Source organism: Nonomuraea sp. NPDC050227 (assembly GCF_044459705.1).
In the GTDB taxonomy this organism is placed as follows: domain Bacteria; phylum Actinomycetota; class Actinomycetes; order Streptosporangiales; family Streptosporangiaceae; genus Nonomuraea.
In genome coordinates this window covers 170,931-190,809 of record NZ_JBITJF010000019.1, presented here as the reverse complement: position 1 = coordinate 190,809, position 19,879 = coordinate 170,931, and the positions used below count along the sequence as shown (strand labels likewise).

Genomic DNA, 19,879 nt, shown 5'->3' with positions numbered 1-19,879 from the left:
GCATCGTCCTGAACGGCGAGAACGTCTCGACGGTCAACTCCTACTTCAACGGCACGTACGGCAGGCTGCGCCTGGTCGAGAAGGTGCCGGGCGCCACCGCCATCTGGTTCGGCTCGACCAACTCCGACAACAACGGCGACGGCAGCGCCGACACGATCCGCCGCTCCGCCATCCAGTGAAACCACCGGCGGCCACGCAGGCGCGCGGCCGCCGGACCGATCCCAGGAGCCCTTGATGCCTCCGTCCAGAAGGGCCGTACTCAAGGCCGCGCTCCTCGCCCCCACCGCGTCCGCCTCCTTCCCGGCCTCCTCCACCAGCGCGGCGAGCCCGTGGGACCGGGTGCCCGAGATCCTGGCCAGGATCGTGCCCCCGGCCTTCCCCGACCGCACGTTCTCCATCACCGACCACGGGGCCGTCGGCGACAACACCACCGACTGCACCTCCGCCTTCCGCCAGGCCATCGCCGCCTGCAACGCCGCGGGCGGCGGGACCGTACTCGTGCCCGGGACCGGTAGGTTCCGGACGGGCAGGATCCACCTGCTGTCGAACGTGCGCCTGCACGTAGAGTCCAGCGCGACGATCAGGTTCAGGTCCGACGCGGGCTCCTATCTGCCGAACGTCTTCACCCGCTGGCAGGGCATCGAGTGCCACAACTACTCGCCCTTCATCTACGCCCGCGGCCAGACGAACCTCGCGCTGACGGGAACCGGCACGATCGACGGCAACGCGGCGGCCGGCCCCTGGTTCGGCTTCGACTCCCAGCGCGGCCCCGACTGGGACCTGCTGCAGCAACAGGCAGTGGACGGCGTGCCGGTGGAAGAGCGGCAGTTCGGCGATGGGCACTACCTCAAGCCGAACATGATCCAGCTTTACGACTGCACGAACATCCTCATCGAGGATCTCAACCTGCGGAACCCGGCCATGTGGACGGTCCATCCAGTGCTGTCCCGAAATATCACCCTACGGCGGATCAAAATCTACAGCCGCGGCGCCATGGTGGACGGCGTCGACCCCGAATGCTGCTCCGACGTGCTGATCGAGGGCTGCTCGTTCGACACCGGCGACGACGGGACCGTCATCAAGTCGGGCCGTGACACCGATGGCCGCCGCGTCGGCGTACCGTCGACCGGCATCGTCATCCGCGACAACGACTACTACGGCCGGTGGGGCGCGATCACGGTGGGCAGCGAGATGTCCGGCGGCGTCCACGACGTCTTCGCCGAGAACAACCGCATCCACGCCGGTTCCGATTACCACAGCTTCTACGCCGTCTACTTGAAGACCAACAACCGGCGCGGGGGTGTGGTGGACGGCGTCCACGTCCGGAATCTGACCGGCGGCCCGTGCGACCGCGGCGGCTTCTTCGTCGACATGAACTACAGCCTCACCGGCCCGGGCAACGGCCCCATCGTCAACCCGGTGATCCAGAACCTCACCGTGGACGGGCTGACCATCGCCGGCTCCCCGTTCGCCGTCAAGCTGTCGGGCTCGGCCGCGAGCCACATCAGGAACGTGACGATCACCAACAGCGTGTTCACCCAGATCGACGCACCTGCCCCGCAGATCACCAACGCCGACAACGTGCTGCTCCAGAACGTCCGCATCAACGGCACCCTGTACGGACAGCCACCGCCCACAGGGGTCCGCTACGAGGCCGAGGACGCCACGATCTCCCAGGGCGCGGCCGAATCCGACCACGCGGGCTACTCCGGCACCGGCTTCGTCAACTACGACAATCTCATCGGCTCCTACGTCGAGTTCACCGTGAATGCGGCCGCGGCGGGACACGCCACCCTGACCCTGCGTTATGCGAACGGCACGACGTCCGACCGGCCGATGGACATCGCCGTCAACGGCATCGTGGTCGCGCCCGGCAAGTCCTTCCCCGGCACCGGGGCCTGGTCGACGTGGCGGACCACCGCCATCGCAGCCCCGCTGCGGGCGGGGGGCAACAGTGTCAGGGCGACGGCCGTCACGGCCGCCGGCGGCCCCAACCTCGACTATCTGGAGGTCGGCTCATGACGGGCGGCAACCTGTCACGCTCGCAGCTCGGCACGCTCGTCGGCGCGGCACTGCTCGCCCCGGCCGCAGCCCGCCCCGCCACGACGACGTCAGGCGTGGCGTGGAAGCTGATGTGGGCGCCCGAGGCGTCCACCGGCGGCCTCGACGCGTTCGAGACGATCGAGGACGATCGGGCCGGCTCCCATCCGGCCGGTCAGCCGCACATCTTCCCCGAGGGGAACAACTTCCGCTTCACCATGCACACGGTGGACCGGGACACGATGACGGACCGCCAGCGCCAGGAGGTCACCGGCACCCGGACACCGACCGGATACCTCCGGTGGCTGCTCGGCGAGACCTGGCGCGTGACGTACTCGATGTACATCCCGAGCTCGCTCAAGGCCTCCACCACCTTCACCCACATCAGCCAGACCAAGCGACCGGGAACGGGCACCCTTCCGATCACCGTCACGTCGTTACGCCGTGTGGACGGCGTGCAGACCATCGAACACAAGATCATCGAGGGTGACGTGCTGGTCGGCCGGGCGCCCCTGAATCCGCTGCACGACACCTGGATCGACGCCGAGTACGAGATCAGGATCGGCGAAGGGAGCGCAGGCTCGGTCCGCTGGGTCCTGCGTCGCGCGGGGACCACGCTGATCGACGCGACCAGGACCGGCGACACCTATCTCGGTGACCGGGTTCGCCCGAAATGGGGCATCTACCGATCGCTCGGCGACACCTCGGGCTCGCTGCAGGAGTGCTACCTGCTGCTGACGAACATGCGTGCCTACAAACAGGTCGCCGCCACGGCGACGCGGCTGGAGGCTGAGTACGCCACGATCTCGCAAGGAGCCGTCGAGTCCGACCACACCGGATACTCGGGGACCGGCTTCGTCAACAGCGACAATGTGGCCGGCTCCTTCGTGCAGTGGACGGCGCAGACGCTGGCCGGGTCCGCCACGCTCACCGTCCGCTACGCCAACGGCACGACAGCCGACCGCCCGATGGACGTCTCCGTCAACGGCACGCTGGTCGCCTCCGCCGTCTCCTTCCCCGGCACCGGCTCTTGGACCGCGTGGGCGTCCAAGAGCATCGCCGCCGACCTCGTCGCCGGTGCGAACACGATCCGCCTCACCGCGACCGCGGCCGGCGGCTGCCCGAACCTGGACTACCTGGAGGTGCTCCAATGAGACCGTCGCGGCGTGACGTCCTGCGTACGGGGATCCTCGCAGGCGGCGCGATCATCACCATGTCGAGCAAGGCGCGAGGAGGGGCGGCGAGCGCAGCCGCGGGGAGCACCGCGGCGAGCCCATGGGACCGGGTGCCCGAGATCCTGGCCAGGATCGTGCCCCCGGCCTTCCCCGACCGCACGTTCTCCATCACCGACCACGGGGCCGTCGGCGACGACACCACCGACTGCACCTCCGCCTTCCGCCAGGCCATCGCCGCCTGCAACGCCGCGGGCGGCGGACGGGTCGTCGTCCCGGCGGGCGTCTACCGCACCGGCGCGATCCACCTGCTGTCGAACGTCAACCTCCAGGTGAACGGCACGATCAGGTTCCGCACCGACACCGGCTCCTACCTGCCGAACGTGTTCACCCGGTGGGAGGGCATCGAGTGCTACAACTACTCACCCTTCATCCACGCCGACGGCCAGACCAACATCGCGATCACAGGCACGGGCACCATCGACGGCAACGCGCCCGCGGGAGAGTGGGCCTCGTGGGGGAACGGCGGCGCGGACCGGGACCAGCTCCGCGCCTGGGGCGCCGGCGACCACCCGGTGGCACAACGGCAGTTCGGCGCGGGCCACAAACTGCGCCCGAACATGATCGGGCTCTATCGCTGCACGGGGGTGCTCGTGCAGGACGTCAGCCTGCGCAACCCGGCGATGTGGACCCTGCATCCGGTGTACTGCTCGAACGTCACCGTGCGCGACGTCACCTTCTACTCGACGAACTCCCAGGGCGACGGCTGTGACCCCGACTCGTGCACCGATGTCCTGATCACCGGCTGCCGGTTCAACACCAACGACGACTGCGTCCCGGTCAAGTCAGGCCGTGACCGGGACGGACGCCGCGTCGGCAGGCCGTCGCAGAACATCGTGATCCAGAACTGCCGGTTCAGCGGTCGCTGGGGCGGTGTCACGATCGGCAGCGAGATGTCCGGCGGCGTCCGCGACGTCTTCGCCGAGGACTGCGTGTGCAACCCCGCCGACTTCCCCGGCCGTTACCCCCTCAAGTACGCCCTCTACGTCAAGACCAGCTTCAACCGCGGCGGCCTCGTGGACGGAGTCCATCTGCGCCGGATCTCCGGCAGGAACCTGGAGCCCAGCGCCCTCTTCATCACGCTGAACTACGAGACGTCCGGATCGCTGCCGCCGGTCGTGCAGAACGTCACCGCCGACGGCGTGACGATCGACGGCGCCGCGCAGGCATACGACCTGCAGGGACGCTCAAGCGACCACATCAAGAACGTGACGATCAGCAACAGCGTGTTCACCCGCGTCACCACGGCCGCTCCCACCGCCACCTATGTCGATGACCTCGTGCTGACCGGCGTCTTCGTCAACGGCAGGGACATCTCGAACACCCAGCCGCCGCCCGCGGACCGCTACGAGGCCGAGAACGCCACGATCTCGCAGGGCGTCGTCGAGTCCAACCACGCCGGCTATTCCGGGACCGGGTTCGTCAACAGCGACAACGTCACGGGAGCCTACGTGGAGATCTCCGTCACGCTGCCCGAGCCCGGCCAGCGCCCGCTCACCATCCGCTACGCCAACGGGACCACGACCGACCGGCCCTTCTCGCTCACAGTGAACGGCACGCTGGTCAATCCGTCGGTGAACGCTCCTGGCACCGGCGCTTGGACGACCTGGGTTTCGACCTCGGCCGTCATTCCCACGGTGGCGGGCGTCAACACCGTACGGCTCACCGCCACGACCTCGGGCGGCCTGCCCAATCTCGACTACGTGGAGCTCCGGCCATGACCGTCCTGCGAAGGATTCTTCTGGTATGTGCTCTCGTCTGGCCTGGAATCCCCGCCCTGTCCGCCACGGCGTTCGCCGCCGCGGAGTTCGACGTGCGTGACTACGGCGCGACCGGGGACGGCTCGACGAACGACGACGACGCCGTCGACCAGGCGATCAACGCCGCGAGCGCCGCCCCTGGAGGCATCGTCGTGTTTCCTCCAGGCCGGTACCGGGCTCGAACGATCCACCTCAAGTCCCACATCACGCTCAGGCTCGACGGCGGCGCCACCATCCTGGCTGCAGGAAGTGGCATGGACGTTCCCGAGGCCAACGCCAACGACGCCTACCAGGACTACGGCCACAGCCACTTCCACAACTCACTCATGTGGGGCAGCGGCGTCACCGACGTGCACCTCACCGGCGCCGGCACGATCGACGGGGACGGCAAGCTCGTCACCGGCACCCCCTCCTCGGGCCAGGCCGACAAAGCGCTGACGCTCACCGAGTGCTCGGACGTCAGCCTGTCCGGGGTCACCTTCCGGCGTGGCGGGCATTTCGCCGCGCTGATCAACGGCTGTCACGACATCGCGATCGACAACCTCACGACGGTCTACTCCAGCAGCGGCGTGCGCGACGGCGTCAATCTGATCAACAGCTGGAACGTCACCGTCGCGGGCAGCCGCATCGAGGCGAGCGACGACGCCTTGGTGTTCAAGAGCGACTACGCCCTCGGGCACACCTACACCAGCCAGAACGTCCGCGTTCGCGACACCACGGTCTACTCCCACGAGAACAACGCGCTGCAGTTCGGCTCGGAGACCTGCGGGAACTTCCGCGACTTCAGGTTCGAGCGGATCAGCGTGCTCGGCGCGGGCAAGGCCGGCATCGGCATCGTCTCCATGGACGGCGCGATCATCGAGGACGTCGCCTACGAGGACGTGACGCTCACCAAGACGACCTCGCCCCTCTTCTTCAAGATCGGCGAACGGAGACGTTGTCCTGGCTCCCCGCCCGCCGGGCGCATCAGGAACATCACCCTGACCCGCGTCACCGGCACCGACCTGAGCGCCCCCGTCGTGACCGGCACGGTCGGCGCCTCCGACTACACCAGCACCATGACGGGCACACCCTCGGTGGACATCGGTCCGGGCATCACACTCACCGACGTGGATCTCCAGGTTCCCGGCGGGCACCCCGCCTCGGAGGCCACCCGGGTCCCCGGGGAGTTCCTGACCACCTATCCCCCGCGTGATTACGGCGCACGGCCCTCGTACGGGTACTGGATCAGGCACGCCACCGGCATCACCCTCAACGGCGAGACCCGGTTCGACGAGAACGACGACCGGCCCGCCGTCATCGTCGACGACGCCTCGAACGTGGTGCTGACCGGCGTGGTGGCACAACGCGGCACCGGCAGCGCCTATGACGTGGGCTTCAGCGGCGTCACCGGGTATGCCGTGCGCGACAGCGCGAACACCGGCGGCGGGGCGTTGCGCGTGCGTCCCACGAACTCCACCCCCATACCGGGCAACCCCGTCACCCGGTACTCCGAGGCCGAGTCCGGCACGGTCACCGAGCCGATGCGCATCTCGGCCGACCCCGCGGCCTCGGGCGGCTCGTACGTGAGCGTCGCCGCAGGCAACAACAGCCAGACCAGCCCGCCGTCCACCGGCTGGACGACGCTGCCGTTCGACGTGCCCGATGCCGGCACGTTCGGTGTGTGGGCTCGCGTGATCGCGGCGACCACCTCCGATGACTCGTTCTGGGTGCGTTCCGGCACCGGGGCCTGGACCAGCTGGAACAACATCCCGCCTGGCACGGCATGGCACTGGGTGCGACTCCCGGTCACCTACGACCTGGCGCCGGGCCGGCAGAGCATCACCTTCGCCTACCGCGAGGACGGCGCCCGCCTCGACCGGGTCGTCCTGTCCAGCGACCCCGCCTTCGAGCCCGCGGACGGCCCGCCCCCGACCAGGTACGAGGCCGAGGACGCGACGGTCTCCCAGGGCGGCGTCGAGTCCAACCACCCGGGCTTCACCGGCACGGGCTTCGTCAACTACGACAACCTCACCGGTTCCTTCGTGGAGTTCACCGTCACCTCGGCCACCGCCGGACAGGCCACCCTCACCCTGCGCCACGCGAACGGGACAACCCTCGACCGTCCGATGGCCATCGTGGTCAACGGCACGGTGGCCGCCGTCCTCGGCTTCCCCGGCACCGGTTCCTGGGACGCCTGGGCAACCGCCTCGATCAGCGTTCCGCTCGTCGCCGGCGCCAACACGGTCAGGGCCACCGCGACCACCGCGACCGGCGGCCCCAACCTCGACCATCTCGACGTCGCCACCCCCGCCTAGAAGCCCGAGGAGCCCCGTCATGTTCCGTGCGTCGTCGCGGACGGCGATGATCGCCGTGCTCGCCCTCCTGCTCATCGCGCCTGCCGCGCGGGCCGACCTGCAGCATCCACGCCAGGTGTTCCTGCGGGGCTCGACCGCCGGGCTGTTCCTGCACTGGGGCGAACGCACCTCGCCCCAGCACACCAGTTGCAGCGCCTGGGAATCCGACGTCACGAGCGGCGGCTGGACGCCGGACTACTGGGTGAACGAGGCGCTGAAGCTGCACGCCCAGTACCTGGTGCTGGCCACGTTCCACAGCAGGCTCGGCTACGCCAGGCCGTACCCGTCGCAGATCCCCGGCTCCTGCCGCACCACGCGCGACTTCCTCGGCGAGCTGATCGACGCCGCGGACGCGCGCGGCCTCAAGGTCATCAACTACATGACCGACGACCCGCAGTGGCACAGCGAGGGGTTGTCGTCGGGCTCGTGGCTCAACTCCGCCGCCTTCTCCGCCTACGTGGGACACCCCGTGGACCTGACCACCCGCGACGGCTTCGGCGAGTTCAGCTACCTGCAGTTCTTCGAGCAGATGCAGCGTTACCCGAAACTCGCCGGGTTCTGGATCGACAACGACAACGCCTACTGGGAGCGCAACAACCTCTACGCCAAGATCTACCAGCAGCGCCCCGACATGACGCTGTCGAACAACAACGAAGACACGCCGATCATGGACATGATCAGCAACGAGCAGAAGACCGGCATGACGCCGTCCTACGACTACCCGCAGGCGCTCTACACGGCGCTGCCGCGCCTGATCGAGGCCGACTTCAAGCTCCCCACCGGCGGCCCCTGGTGGTACGGCGGCACCGACCAGGCCGTGGACCGCAAGCTCACGCTCGGCCGGCTCGTCACCAACGCCGGATCGTCGGTCAAGGCGCTCATGGCCGAGACCGCCATGGTCAACGGCAGGTTCCCGGCGCAGCAGGCCGCCTTCAACACCTTCGCCGCCGGCTACCTCGACCAGATCTGGGAGTCGCTGGACGGCACCGAGGGCGGCGGCTACATGTACGGCGGCCTCAAACCCGGGTTCTGGAACGACGGCGCGCACGGCGTGACGACGATCGCGAAGAACGATCCGAACCGGCACTACGTCCACGTGCTCACCCCGCCGTCCAGCAGCACGCTGTCGCTGCGGGACAACGGTTACGCCATCGCCTCGGTGACCAATCTGCGCACCGGCGCCCCGGTCACGTTCACGCAGGCCGGCGGCACGCTCACGCTGAGCGGGATCTCGGGCTGGGACCCCTACGACACGGTCTTCAAGGTCGTCTCCAGGGGACGGCAGGGCATCCACACCGGCGTGACGATGTCGGCGGGCTCGGCCGCCGGCGGGCATCCGGCCGCGGCGGCGGGCGACGGCGACTTCCTCACCTTCTGGGACAGCGACGCCGCCGAGCCCGCGACGCTGACCTTCGACCTCGGCTCGGCCAAGCGCGTCCAGTACGTGGCGCTCAACCAGCGCGAAGACTCCACGGTCTACCCGTCCTCGGGGTCGGCGCGCCTCTCTGGTTACCAGGTGCACGTCAGCGACGACGGCTCCACCTGGGGCAGCGCGATCAAGACGGGCACCGTGCCGAACGCCAGAGGCGTGCAGATCATCGACCTGCCCGCGAGGACCGCCCGCTACGTCAGGCTCACCAAGACCGGCCACCACGGCATAGCCCGCTGGCGGGTGGACGAGGCCTGGATCGGTGAACAGTACCCCGGCGGCGCCACTCCTCCCCCGGGCCGTCACGAGGCCGAGGACGCCACCATCTCCCAGGGCGCCTTCGAGAACACCCACACCGGCTACAGCGGCACCGGCTACGTCAACGGCGACAACGCGACCGGCTCGTATGTGGAGTGGCCGGTCCAGGCGAGCGCGGCGGGACCGGCGACCGTGGCGGTGCGCTACGCCAACGGCACCACCGCCGACCGGCCCTCGGCGATCACCGTGAACGGCGTCCCGGCCGGATCCGCCTCGTTCCCGCCGACGGCGAACTGGGACACCTGGGCCACCCACGCCTTCACCGTGCAGCTCGGCGCGGGCGCGAACACGATCCGGGTCACCGCCACGAGCGCGGGCGGCAACCCCAACCTGGACTATCTCGACCTCACCGCGGGCGGCAGCGCGACATACCAGGCGGAGGACGCGACGATCTCCCAGGGAGCCGCCGAGTCCAACCACACCGGCTACACCGGCACGGGCTTCGTCAACTACGACAACCTGATCGGCTCCTACGTCGAGTTCTCCGTCCAGGGAACGGGCCCGGCCACCCTCACGCTGCGCTACGCCAACGGCACCACCGCCGACCGGCCCATGGACATCACGGTCAACGGCGTCCCGGCCGGATCCGCCTCGTTCCCGCCGACGGCGAACTGGGACACCTGGGCGACCGCATCCCTCACCGTCCCGCTGACGGCGGGCGCCAACGTCATCAGGGCCACGGCCACCACGGCGGGCGGCGGCCCCAACCTCGACCGCATCACGATCAGCTAGGGGAGGAGCCCCATGAACAGGTGGCGCGCGGCCGTCGCGGTCCTGGTGCTCGGCGCGGCGGGACTCGCCGGTCCCGCCGCGCCCGCCGCGGCCTCGGACAACGGATTGTCGATCAGGCCCCCGATGGGCTGGAGCAGCTGGAGCTTCGTCCGCCGCTGGCCGGACGAGACCAAGATGAAGGCCCAGGCCGACGCGCTGGTCAGCAGCGGCCTGGCCGCCAAGGGCTACGTGTACGTCAACCTCGACGACTTCTACCAGAAGTGCGACGCCAACGGCTTCGTCGTCGACTCCTTCGGCCGTTGGGCGGTGGACGCCGCCAAATTCCCCAGCGGCATCAAGGCCCTGGCGGACTACGTGCACGCGAAGGGGCTGAAGTTCGGCTTCTACGTCACGCCCGGCATCGCAAAGAACGCCGTCACCGCCAACAAGCCGATCGAGGGCACCTCCTACCACGCACAGGACATCGCCGACACCACCCAGACGCACAAGAACTACAACTGCAAGAACATGTACCGGCTGAAGTACTCCCATCCGGGCGCGCAGGCGTTCATCGACTCCTGGGCGAACCAGATGGCCTCCTGGGGCGTCGACTACCTCAAGATCGACGGCGTGGACGCGACCACCGTCGCCGACGTCGAAGCATGGGACAAGGCCCTGCGCCAGACCGGCCGTCCCATCACCTTCGCGCTGTCCAACAACCTCCCCATCGCACAGGCCACCACATGGAAACGGCTGGCCAACAGCTGGCGCACCCAAGGCGACGTCGAGTGCTACTGCGGCCCCGGCCCGAACGGCAGCGGCTTCCCCCTGACCGACTGGGCCCACGTCGTGAGCCGGTTCGACTCCGCCGCCTCCTGGCAGCCCTACGCCGGCCCCGGCGGGTGGAACGACTACGACTCGCTGCAGGTCGGCAACGGTGACCAGGTTGGGCTGACCGCCGACCAGCGCCGTTCGCACATGACGCACTGGGCGATGATCGCCAGCCCGCTGCTGCTGGGCACCGACCTGACGGCGCTCACCGCCACCGACCTGGCCATGCTGACCAACGACCGGCTCATCGCCGTGGACCAGGACGGGGTGGCCGCGCAGCGTGTCGTCAACAGCGGCGTCAACCAGGTCTGGCGCAAGCGGGAGGCGAACGGCGACTACATCGTGGCTCTGTACAACACGGGCACGTCGGGCAGTTCCACGGTGAGCGTCACCTGGTCGCAGGTCGGTTTCACGGGCTCCGCCGACGTCACGAACCTGTGGTCGGGGGCATCGGAGGGCACGGTCGCCACCTCGTACGCGGCCACGCTGCGCCCGGGCGAGACCCGCCTCATCCGCGCACGTCCCACCTCCGCCGCGCCCCGGTACGAGGCCGAGGACGCCTCGATCTCGCAGGGCGCGGTCGAATCCAACCATGCCGGGTACTCGGGCACGGGTTTCGTCAACTACGACAACGTGACCGGCTCCTACGTCGAGTTCACCGTCCAGGGAACCGGCGGCCCGGCGCCCCTGACCATCCGCTACGCCAACGGCACGACGGCCGATCGCCCGATGACCGTCACCCTGAACGGCGTGACCCTCACCCGCGACTTCCCCGGCACGGGCTCCTGGGACACCTGGGCGAACGCCACGTTCACGCTGCCGCTCGCCACAGGAGCGAACATCGTCCGGGCCACGGCGACCACCTCGAACGGCGGCCCCAACGTGGACTACCTCGACATCGCACCGAGCTCAGCGGACTACCAGGCCGAGGACGCCACGATCTTCCAGGGCGCGGTCGAGTCCAACCACATCGGCTACACCGGCACGGGCTTCGTCAACAACGACAACGTGACCGGCTCCTACGTCGAGTTCACCGTCCAGGGAACCGGCGGCCCGGCCACCCTGACCATCCGCTACGCCAACGGCACCACCGCCGACCGCCCGATGGACATCGCCGTCAACGGCACAGTCGTGTCAGCCGGGCGCTCGTTCGGCCCGACGGCGAACTGGGACGCCTGGGCCGACAGCGCCCTCACCGTCACGCTGAACGCCGGTCCGAACACGATCCGCCTGACCGGTGTCACCGCGAACGGCGGCCCCAACCTCGATCGCATCACCCTCACCTGACCTTCGGAGGAAAGAACGTGCTCTCATCCCGATTACGCACCCTTGTCCCGATCGCCGCCACCTGTGTCATCCTGTCCGCCCTGGTGGCGCTGCCCGCCCGCGCGGCGACCGTACGATATGAGGCCGAGAACGCCACCAACGTGGCCTGCCAGTAGGAGTGGAACGGTGAACCGGGTTTGGTGTCACATCTGTTAACACCGTAGGTCTGACCAGGTCAGTCTTGCCCGGTGGCGGATTCTGAGGGTGTGGCGTTCCTGCGTGCGATGTTGATCGTTTTGCCGGGAGGTCGCCGATCTGGCGCCTGCGGTACGGCTGCGCCGGTTGGCGGAGCTGCGCGCGATGCTGGACGAGGTGACCGATGCGGCGCTGATGGTCGCGATGGCGGATGCGCGGGGTGAAGGGTGGGGTCTGCGCAAGATCGGTACGAGTGCCGGGATCCCGCATGAGCAGGTCCGCCGGATGCTCACCGAGGGCGTTCTTCGCCGCCACGATCTCCGCCAAACGGGACTGACGTGGATGGCCGACGCGGGGGTTCCCCTCCATGTCCTTCGCAAGATCGCCGGCCACGGCTCTCTGACGACTACACAGCGCTACCTCCACCCAGACCTCAGCGCCATCGCCGAGGCCGGAAATGCGCTTAGCGCACACATGGCGGGGACGTGGTCCCCAAGTGGTCCCCAACTGCGAGTTGCCTAGAAGATCACCGGTCAGGATCGAGACACGAGAAAAGGCCGATTGACCTGGGTTTACACCCAAGTCAATCGGCCTTTTACAACCGTCGGGACGACAGGATTTGAACCTGCGACCCCTTGACCCCCAGAACATGGGAGTACGCGTTTCCGCATGTCAAACATCTCTCGCACTGAGCACGCCATTCGTCGGCCTGCAGGTCGCGCTGGCGCGAGCAGGACGTGTGGTCCCCAGAGGGTCCCCGGCCTCCATCGCCTGGCGCTGTGAAGGCGATGAGCCAAGACCCGCGATCACAGGCGCTGATTCGCGCGTATCTTTAGAGCCAGCCACAGCAGACGCCCCCCTCCTACCTCGACGGCCCGCGGCCCCACCACGGGTCAAGGCAGCTGCCGCACACCGACTCCTCTCGGGAATGATCTCGTCGGTACGAGCCGGCCACTCCGCCTCATGACCGCCCGCAGACCAGCATCAGTGCCGCCATTGATTTGGGCCGCGGCAACCGACCTCCCATACCCAGTTCCAAGCTGTTCTGGGCATTGGCGCTGTTGCGCCCTCCACCGTGGTTGAGCCATCGAAGGGCCATCGTTTTCCAGCCCGCCGCAGGGTTCGAACTGGTGCCATGATTGATCCATGCGGGAGCTTGTCTACGTGTCAGAGCGGAAGCTCAGGCAGTTCAGTCCAAGAAGATCCGCGAGTGGCTGGTGGGAGCGGATCACCGGCCTGGCAATCAAGGGTCCATTTGGGCTGGGAGAGGCAAGTGTCTCGCTGGCCAACGGCACCTCGGTCCGCCACCTCAATCTTGCTCAAGTCATCCGCTATATTGAGCGAGCCCATCGACCTCTTGCATCATATTTGGACGAGGCACTTGAGCCTGGCCAATGGATAAAATTTGAGGCACGCCTCAGTTACAAGTTTCGGCGATGGGAAGACGGGTACGGGCAATCTCGCGCCATGCTCTTCTTTTGGGAGCCGACACCCCATGATTCTCCGACGGTTACGCGTCTACTCCTTCATGGGTCACCTGCTCATCTCGTCGGCGCCGCCGACGTTCCCGAAACCTCGTTCAGCTTCTCCCATGGCCCAGCTTTCGCCGAATGGCTAGCCACTATCGCCGAGAAGGAGAACGAGACCATTCGTAAACGGATAAACAATAAAACCGTGAACCTGCCACCGTTCATAGAACCAGCTAAGTACGCTGGCCAAACGCTGCGCGATCTCGACCTAGGCTTACCGATTCAACGGACCCCTGGCGAGATCCTCCAGCACGAACTGAAGCGAAATGAGCCCACTGAGAGGTTCGTGGATACTCTTGCATCACAGATGGCAGGCTGGATGGCCGGCTATGCTCAAGTGACCGCAGTCTTGCATCTCGATTCCAAGTTCGATACCAGCCAACTGGTAGTCGCCAGCCCTCTCTTTGTGGAACGACATGCAAACTCATCGAGGCGATGTCAACGCACAAATACCGCTTCCTGAGCCCTCAACCACGGGCCAGAGCGATACTTATCAGCAGCGAAATTTCGGTGCTGATATTCTCTGGCATCCACCTCGCGGCCCCTTCTGCAGGCGTGATCGCATCATCCTTCTGGAGACCCTCGACTTTCGAACTCCTCGTAGTTCGCCGGGCTGCGGCCGTCCGGTTGATCACATCCTTCAGACCGCTTCCCGCCACCGGATCGCCAGCGGGTCTGTAGTTGACGCAAACCCAACCGGATCCACCCTTCGAGCTTGGCTGAAGCTGACCATCAAGTCGCCACCCGCTGCTGGAAGGCACGTGCTGGTGACGACAGGACCGGAGTCGAGGACCCCAGGAACAGCCGTTGGCGTTGAGAATAATCTTGTGCGAAGCGTGACTTCCTGGCTTTGGTGTGTGATCAGATCGGCCGTGAAATTCAGATATCTGACATAATCGCCGCTTTGAAGGTGATTAATAGCATCTCTACCGGGGTCACCCATGCCTGTGGGGTGGGTTTTGTCTGATGATCTGGACGGCCACGCCCAGGCGATGCGAGTCCTGACGCGACTTCGCGATCACATCCCGATCGAACGCATTCAGGAAGAAGAACTTCTCCAGATCCGACAGCGACGGCAGCTCCTCGAACGCCGTATATGCCCTAGACCTGGTCACGTCACGACCGACCGGGCGTCCGATTCGGACACGGTGTTCGGAATCTTCTCCATGCTCGGCTACCGGTTCACGCCCCGCTTCGCCGACCTGGGCGACCAGCGGTTCTGGCGATCGGAGGTGCTCAGCAGCAACGCCCCGGGTGACTATGGGCCGTTGGAGGCGATCGCCCGCAACAAGATCAACGGCAGAAGATTCACACCCAGTGGTCGGACATGACTTGGGTCGCCCCGATCACTCGCGACCGACCAGGTCCGCGCCTACGACCTGCTGCGCATGTTCGCCCGCAACGGGCGGCCAACCCCGCTCGGGCAAGCGTTCGCCGAATACGGCCGCATCGACAAAACCCTGTACCTGCTGTCCATTCTGAACCCGATCGACGATACCTACCGCCGCAAGCTGAACAAGCAGCTCACCGTCCAGAAGTCCCGGCACCGGCTTGCCCGTAAGATCTGCCGAGGCGGAGGCGGGCAGATCTTACGGGCAAGCCCTACCGCGAAGGACAAGAAGATTAGCTAGCAGCTCTGGGGCTGGTCGTCAATGCGGTCGCGCTGTAGAACTCCAAGTACCTGTCGGCTGCGGTCGATCAGTTGCGCGCCCCAAGCGTCCCGGTCGAGGACAATGCCGAGTTTGGCGAAGACCTTGCGCAGATTGCCATGTGTGGCTGCGCTGCACGTCCGCGACGGCGTGGCCTTGGAGCCCATCGTCTACGGCGGTGGTCAGGGCACGCGGCCTGCGCGCCGGCGCTTAGAACGTCGTCTGGCGGCCGCGCTTGGCACCGCCGCCGACTTGGCCGCCCGCGATTTGGCTCGGCAAGCGCACTGCTGTCCCGGTTGAGCAGCCGCCAGGCCGAGCCGATGGCCCTGCGGTGCCGGCGGAAGGGGCCGGCGACGTAGTTCAGCGTTGAGCGCGACAAATCGACGGCAGCGCGATGGAAGCACATCCGGGGCCCCTGGTTGTGGCGGACGTGATTGTGGTAATCAACCCGTCTACCAGGGTTTCACCATGTCATCAGGCGGACGCCGACCTCGGGATGACGCTGTGAGCCACAACCGCCGCAGAGAGATGCAAACAGCTCATTGCATGCATATGGCACAGGCAGGCGCGAGCGCTCATTGCTTAACCCTAGTAGTACTCCGCGTACAAACATGACCTCGACTCCAAGGAGAAGCCCTCGAAGTCGCCAGCCCTCTCACACAACAGGAGGTGGTCCAGCGTTACCAACGCCTCGGGCGAGTTCGTCGCGGTGAGATATGCCTTGGTTTCCTCAAGTCCGGCGCCGCAGAGCAATTGAACATCGACAGAAGAGCCGGCATCCCAGCTCGACCGCCTGGCATCCCAGATCGTCAGCACATCGTCCAGGTGATCGGCATTGAACAGCTGCACGCAGCAGAGTTTCATCAACTCGGTATCGCCCTCATCCTGCGCGCCTCGCTCCAGCGCCGCTTGGGTTCTCAGCATCTCTCGAAGCTCGTCAAGATCAGCGCCGGACGGGCGAAGACCATAGCGTCGCCATCACCGGGCGCGCCCGTCGCATGGCTCGCACGAGCGTACAGCCCGCCCGCCCGATCACCCCGGAGCCGGAGCGGCCCGCCGAAGGCCTGGGTCGTCAGGAATAGAAGCCTCTCCAGTACTCCTGATGGCTCTCGGTGAAGCCGTCGGGATCCGCGTCTGGCGCAGCTGGCGATACCGGTCCACGTAGACGTCGAGGGCTTCGTGAAGGCTGCATTCAAAGGTGTCCTTGAGCTTGATACCTCTGATCGTTTGGCCCTGAATGACGAGGTTGTCAACGACGGCCGAATTCTGGATCAGGCACATATTCCGTGACGGACCCTGCTCAGTCGGTCAGCAACATGCGTTTGCGCAGGAGATCGAGGTTGGCGCGGCCGTACATCTGTCGCTTGAGCATCTTGGTCCGGTTGACGTGCCCTTCGACGGGCCCGGAGCTGTAGGGCAGGGTGAGCCCGGCAGTGACGGCGTCTTGGTCGCGGCGTAGTCCGGTGACGAAGGAGTGCAGCTCAGGCAGATCGTCTCCCAGGACCGCGGTCATCCAGGTCTCCAGGTTTTGGCCGTGGCGGTGCGTCATCATCTCGGCGAACTGGCGCACGTGCAGCTGAAGCGCCGCCAGTTGAGGGCAGGTGGTGGTGAGTTCCTGGAGATGGCGGTGTTCATCGGGGTCGAGGTGGGCGGGGTTGCGCAGGAACCAGCCGGTGGCCTGCCGGACCGTGGGCGTCGCGTCGATATCGGCGCGGGAGGCGTTCCGTCGCGCCAGGGCCGGACGTACTGGCGGACGCTGGTGCCGCTGCCGCGAAAGCCCAACGCCTGCAGTTCCTGGCAGAGAAGTTCGGCGTTGGTGCATCCCTCGGCCCACCGTCTGCGCAGGTAGGCGTCGTAGGCTTCCAGGCTCTTGGGCCGCCGGCCGGTGCCGTCGTGAACGAGCAGGTCCTCGGGACTGGCGGCGCGGGCAAAGCGCCGGACAGTGTTGCGGCCCAGGAACAGCAGGCGGGCAATCTCCCGCAGCCCTTGGCCTTGCTCGATCAGGGCGTGCACGGCGGCGTGCCGCTCGCGGGTCCGGGTGGCGATGCGGTCTCGACGGTCGGCGGGCGAGCGGGGCGGGATGGACGGCGCCGCAGGTGGAGCTGCAAGTGGGGAGGTGTCGGTGCGCGTGCTAGGTGCGGCGGTCAGAGCCTGGAGATGATCGCGGTGGCGGGTGACGGTGCGTTCGACGGCCTCGCCGAGGTTCCGCCAGAGGTGCCATCTGTCCGCAACTTGGGTCGCGTGCGGCGCGCCCCGGGCGATGCCCTCGGCATACGCGCCGGCTCGATCACGGCAGACGATCTCGACCCCGGGGTGCACGCGCAGCCACGCTGCCAGGGTGTCGGCCGTCCGGCCGACCAGCACGTCCACGACAGTGCTGCTGGAGATGTCGATCAGGATCGTGCCGTAGGAGTGACCCCGCCGCAGGGCGAAGTCGTCCACACCGAGCACCCGCGGACCGGATGCCGGAGCGGGATCCGGCAGAGCGCGGATCAGCCTGATCAGCGTCATCCGGCTGACCGAGGCCGCCAGCCGGCCGGCAAGCCGAGCTCCGGCCCGGCCACCCAACGCCAGCGCGATGGCCTGCAACGCCCTCGCCGCCCGGACACTGCGACGGCCGTACCGGACGGTCAGCCCCGGCACCTGCTCGGCGAACGTCGCCTTCGCACACGTGGAAGCGCGGCAGAAGAACCGGTGCACCCGCAACTGGATGAGCACCTCCTGGCCCCCGACCGCGGTATCGGACAGTCGCCGTTCATAGTGGCTGTGCACCCGCTGCGACGGCGTGCCACAGGCCGGGCAAGCAGCCTCCACGGTGCCGGTCCTGGCCCGAATCCGCACCGTGCTTCCCGACCGGAAGACCTGCTCCACGCACACACCGACCAGATGAGGGAACAGGACGGCGACCAGCTCCTTGATCAACACGCTGCAGATGCTCGTGATCAAAGGCTCGGCTACCGGCCGGAACGCCCGAACCGTGATCTACGCAACGGGTCCGATCACGGAAAGTGTGCCTGATCCAGTATTCACGCGTCGTCGACAGAGGTCGTCCAGTCCGGCCGGTTCATCGCTCATGCCGTGATCCTGGAGGCGGGACCATCGCTCCAGCAAACCGTTTCCAGTAAGGCAGTTGGGCGTTCTCGCACACCTTCGCCTTTCTTTCCCAGGCAGTCAGCCATCGGCTGTTCGCGCTCCACCCGTTGATCGCCCTGCGCGGGCTACGCCGAGGCGAGGCCGTCGGACTGCGGTGGAGGACGTCGACCTGACTGCCGGGATGCCGCAGTGCACCGGCAGATCACCCAGCTGGGCTGGGAGCCGGTGCAGGGCAGGCCGAAGGATCGTCGGTGAGCCGGTAGCCCCAGCTCACCGAACCGGCGGCAGGCTCAGTACCACTCGCCGAATTGCCAGGTGCTGCCCTCAGTGATGCCGGCACGGGCCTGGATGTTGTTGGCGTAAAGCATGGGGCTGATCCACGCCGACCCAACGCCCGTCAGGTGCCCATAGTCGTTCATGGGGAAGTCGAGGGCGCAGCCGCTGCACGGTTTACGCTGGATGCCGATCAGAAACCAGCCCGTCTCCGGGGTTTCGATGACCTGCACGACGCGGGCCCAGTTGCTCCTGCAACGCGGTGACCACCATAGCTGGACCCTCACTGAGCCGTCGCTGTCCAACCATGGGATGAACGGGTAGCCCACGCTCTGGCCCACCTGATACGAGCCAGGCAAGCAGCTGGAGCCGCCGTTTCCGCTGGGGTCATTGTCCGGGAGTCCGGCATCCAGGCCGTCGCAGTTGGCCGGGCTCGGGCTAGTGATGCACGCAGTTGCGCCGGCCGCGTACGAGGGCTGGGCAGTGACCGCAACGCCAAGCAGCGCCACCATGAAGCCGATGAGGGCAAGCCGGAGTTTGCGTAAGGACATGGTGAGCTCCTCCTCTTCTTCGGATGCGGAACTCATGATTGTCGACAAGGGTGCGTGATCTACAGTGCTGGATCGCACACCCTTCGGGGATACGGGGCCTGCCGAGCATTTGATCGGCTGGCGAGGGTGCGGAGATCCCCGGGGCGAGCACCCCCACTGATCCCGGCGAGTTGCGGATCGACAGCTAGGGTGTCGGGGCGTCGGATGCCTGATTTCGACTTGGTCGACGTGCCGTGAGCCGCAGAGACCGGCGCGGAGGCGTTCGACGAGGTCGACATGTCACTGATCTCCGCGCCTGGGGCGCCGCGGGGCGTCCACGCGCTCGCGGTCAAGGAGGCGCGGGGACATCAGCGCCGCCGCGCAGACGATGAAAGACGCGCTGAGCCGTCACCGTCCCCAGACATGGCGCTGGCGGTCGATGGGGGTTCCACGCGGAGCTTTGTCGACGACGCATGAATACTGCCCCCAGGCGATGCTCGGGTTCTAGGGCAGATTCGAGCGATCGCCGAACCTGTGATGGACAGTCATAGTGCCAAACCTTCGTGGAAGACGCTCGGCCGCCGTGCGTCGACCGAGCGCCTTCCGGGGACAGTCGTTGGGGCGTTCCTCGATGGCGCTTAGGTCTGCTTCGATGTGAGCGGACAGGCCGGTGCACTCGGGAAAGTA

The 19,879-nt window shown here is 67.0% G+C and carries 14 protein-coding genes and 1 pseudogene; 10 read left to right on the top strand and 5 right to left on the bottom strand.

Annotated features, from left to right (window positions below):
• Positions 1 to 234: 234 nt before the first annotated feature.
• From ACIBK9_RS50215 to ACIBK9_RS50175, 9 genes are all read left to right on the top strand, one after another.
• Positions 235 to 2,022 carry a glycosyl hydrolase family 28 protein gene (locus ACIBK9_RS50215; protein ID WP_397166391.1) on the top strand — a complete coding sequence of 596 codons (1,788 nt, stop codon included), beginning with the start codon at positions 235 to 237 and terminating at the stop codon, positions 2,020 to 2,022.
• Positions 2,019 to 3,194 (top strand): carbohydrate-binding protein, encoded by a 1,176-nt coding sequence (locus ACIBK9_RS50210; RefSeq protein ID WP_397166389.1) that lies wholly within the window; start codon positions 2,019 to 2,021, stop codon positions 3,192 to 3,194. Before ACIBK9_RS50215 ends, ACIBK9_RS50210 begins: the two co-directional genes overlap by 4 nt.
• Positions 3,191 to 4,993, top strand: coding sequence for a glycosyl hydrolase family 28 protein (locus tag ACIBK9_RS50205; RefSeq protein WP_397166387.1), 1,803 nt, complete (start codon positions 3,191 to 3,193; stop codon positions 4,991 to 4,993). The genes ACIBK9_RS50210 and ACIBK9_RS50205 overlap by 4 nt, the downstream gene beginning before the upstream one ends.
• Complete coding sequence (locus ACIBK9_RS50200) at positions 4,990 to 7,329, top strand: glycosyl hydrolase family 28 protein (RefSeq protein ID WP_397166386.1); 2,340 nt, start codon at positions 4,990 to 4,992, stop codon at positions 7,327 to 7,329. Before ACIBK9_RS50205 ends, ACIBK9_RS50200 begins: the two co-directional genes overlap by 4 nt.
• A gap of 19 nt (positions 7,330 to 7,348) precedes the next feature.
• The gene (locus ACIBK9_RS50195) at positions 7,349 to 9,847 is read left to right on the top strand and encodes a carbohydrate-binding protein (protein WP_397166384.1); all 2,499 of its coding nucleotides are present in this window, start codon (positions 7,349 to 7,351) and stop codon (positions 9,845 to 9,847) included.
• Positions 9,848 to 9,859: 12 nt separating this feature from the next.
• On the top strand, positions 9,860 to 11,944 hold the full coding sequence (locus tag ACIBK9_RS50190) for a carbohydrate-binding protein (RefSeq protein WP_397166382.1): 2,085 nt from the start codon (positions 9,860 to 9,862) through the stop codon (positions 11,942 to 11,944).
• A gap of 17 nt (positions 11,945 to 11,961) precedes the next feature.
• A complete protein-coding gene (locus tag ACIBK9_RS50185; RefSeq protein WP_364101106.1) occupies positions 11,962 to 12,099 on the top strand; it encodes a hypothetical protein in 138 nt (45 codons plus the stop codon).
• 184 nt (positions 12,100 to 12,283) lie between these two features.
• Complete coding sequence (locus ACIBK9_RS50180; RefSeq protein WP_397166381.1) at positions 12,284 to 12,640, top strand: tyrosine-type recombinase/integrase; 357 nt, start codon at positions 12,284 to 12,286, stop codon at positions 12,638 to 12,640.
• Between the two features lie 624 nt (positions 12,641 to 13,264).
• The gene (locus tag ACIBK9_RS50175) at positions 13,265 to 14,110 is read left to right on the top strand and encodes an SAVMC3_10250 family protein (RefSeq protein WP_397166379.1); all 846 of its coding nucleotides are present in this window, start codon (positions 13,265 to 13,267) and stop codon (positions 14,108 to 14,110) included.
• Between the two features lie 472 nt (positions 14,111 to 14,582).
• Here the strand turns inward: ACIBK9_RS50175 and ACIBK9_RS50170 are convergent, their stop codons facing one another.
• Positions 14,583 to 14,690: a hypothetical protein gene (locus ACIBK9_RS50170; RefSeq protein ID WP_397166397.1), complete on the bottom strand. Its 108-nt coding sequence runs from the start codon at positions 14,688 to 14,690 to the stop codon at positions 14,583 to 14,585.
• On the opposite strand from ACIBK9_RS50170, the pseudogene ACIBK9_RS50165 reads away from it, so the two are divergent.
• Positions 14,640 to 15,278, top strand: a pseudogene (locus ACIBK9_RS50165) (Tn3 family transposase). The gene ACIBK9_RS50170 and the pseudogene ACIBK9_RS50165 overlap by 51 nt on opposite strands.
• 606 nt (positions 15,279 to 15,884) lie before the next feature.
• Here the strand turns inward: ACIBK9_RS50165 and ACIBK9_RS50160 are convergent.
• From ACIBK9_RS50160 to ACIBK9_RS50145, 4 genes are all read right to left on the bottom strand, one after another.
• Positions 15,885 to 16,220, bottom strand: a complete 336-nt coding sequence (locus ACIBK9_RS50160) for a hypothetical protein (protein ID WP_397166377.1) — start codon at positions 16,218 to 16,220, stop codon at positions 15,885 to 15,887.
• Positions 16,221 to 16,596: 376 nt separating this feature from the next.
• The gene (locus ACIBK9_RS50155; protein ID WP_397166396.1) at positions 16,597 to 16,959 is read right to left on the bottom strand and encodes a transposase; all 363 of its coding nucleotides are present in this window, start codon (positions 16,957 to 16,959) and stop codon (positions 16,597 to 16,599) included.
• On the bottom strand, positions 16,845 to 18,218 hold the full coding sequence (locus ACIBK9_RS50150; RefSeq protein ID WP_397166376.1) for an ISL3 family transposase: 1,374 nt from the start codon (positions 18,216 to 18,218) through the stop codon (positions 16,845 to 16,847). Before ACIBK9_RS50150 ends, ACIBK9_RS50155 begins: the two co-directional genes overlap by 115 nt.
• A 461-nt stretch (positions 18,219 to 18,679) precedes the next feature.
• Positions 18,680 to 19,213 (bottom strand): hypothetical protein, encoded by a 534-nt coding sequence (locus tag ACIBK9_RS50145; RefSeq protein ID WP_397166375.1) that lies wholly within the window; start codon positions 19,211 to 19,213, stop codon positions 18,680 to 18,682.
• Positions 19,214 to 19,879 lie beyond the last annotated feature (666 nt).

Bases quoted from the DNA above. Each gene is read 5' to 3' on its own strand.
- ACIBK9_RS50215 (WP_397166391.1), top strand. From the start codon at position 235: ATGCCTCCGTCCAGAAGGGCCGTACTCAAGGCCGCGCTCCTCGCCCCC.
- ACIBK9_RS50210 (WP_397166389.1), top strand. From the start codon at position 2,019: ATGACGGGCGGCAACCTGTCACGCTCGCAGCTCGGCACGCTCGTCGGC.
- ACIBK9_RS50205 (WP_397166387.1), top strand. From the start codon at position 3,191: ATGAGACCGTCGCGGCGTGACGTCCTGCGTACGGGGATCCTCGCAGGC.
- ACIBK9_RS50200 (WP_397166386.1), top strand. From the start codon at position 4,990: ATGACCGTCCTGCGAAGGATTCTTCTGGTATGTGCTCTCGTCTGGCCT.
- ACIBK9_RS50195 (WP_397166384.1), top strand. From the start codon at position 7,349: ATGTTCCGTGCGTCGTCGCGGACGGCGATGATCGCCGTGCTCGCCCTC.
- ACIBK9_RS50190 (WP_397166382.1), top strand. From the start codon at position 9,860: ATGAACAGGTGGCGCGCGGCCGTCGCGGTCCTGGTGCTCGGCGCGGCG.
- ACIBK9_RS50180 (WP_397166381.1), top strand. From the start codon at position 12,284: ATGCTGGACGAGGTGACCGATGCGGCGCTGATGGTCGCGATGGCGGAT.
- ACIBK9_RS50175 (WP_397166379.1), top strand. From the start codon at position 13,265: ATGCGGGAGCTTGTCTACGTGTCAGAGCGGAAGCTCAGGCAGTTCAGT.
- ACIBK9_RS50160 (WP_397166377.1), bottom strand. From the start codon at position 16,220: ATGCTGAGAACCCAAGCGGCGCTGGAGCGAGGCGCGCAGGATGAGGGC.
- ACIBK9_RS50145 (WP_397166375.1), bottom strand. From the start codon at position 19,213: ATGTCCTTACGCAAACTCCGGCTTGCCCTCATCGGCTTCATGGTGGCG.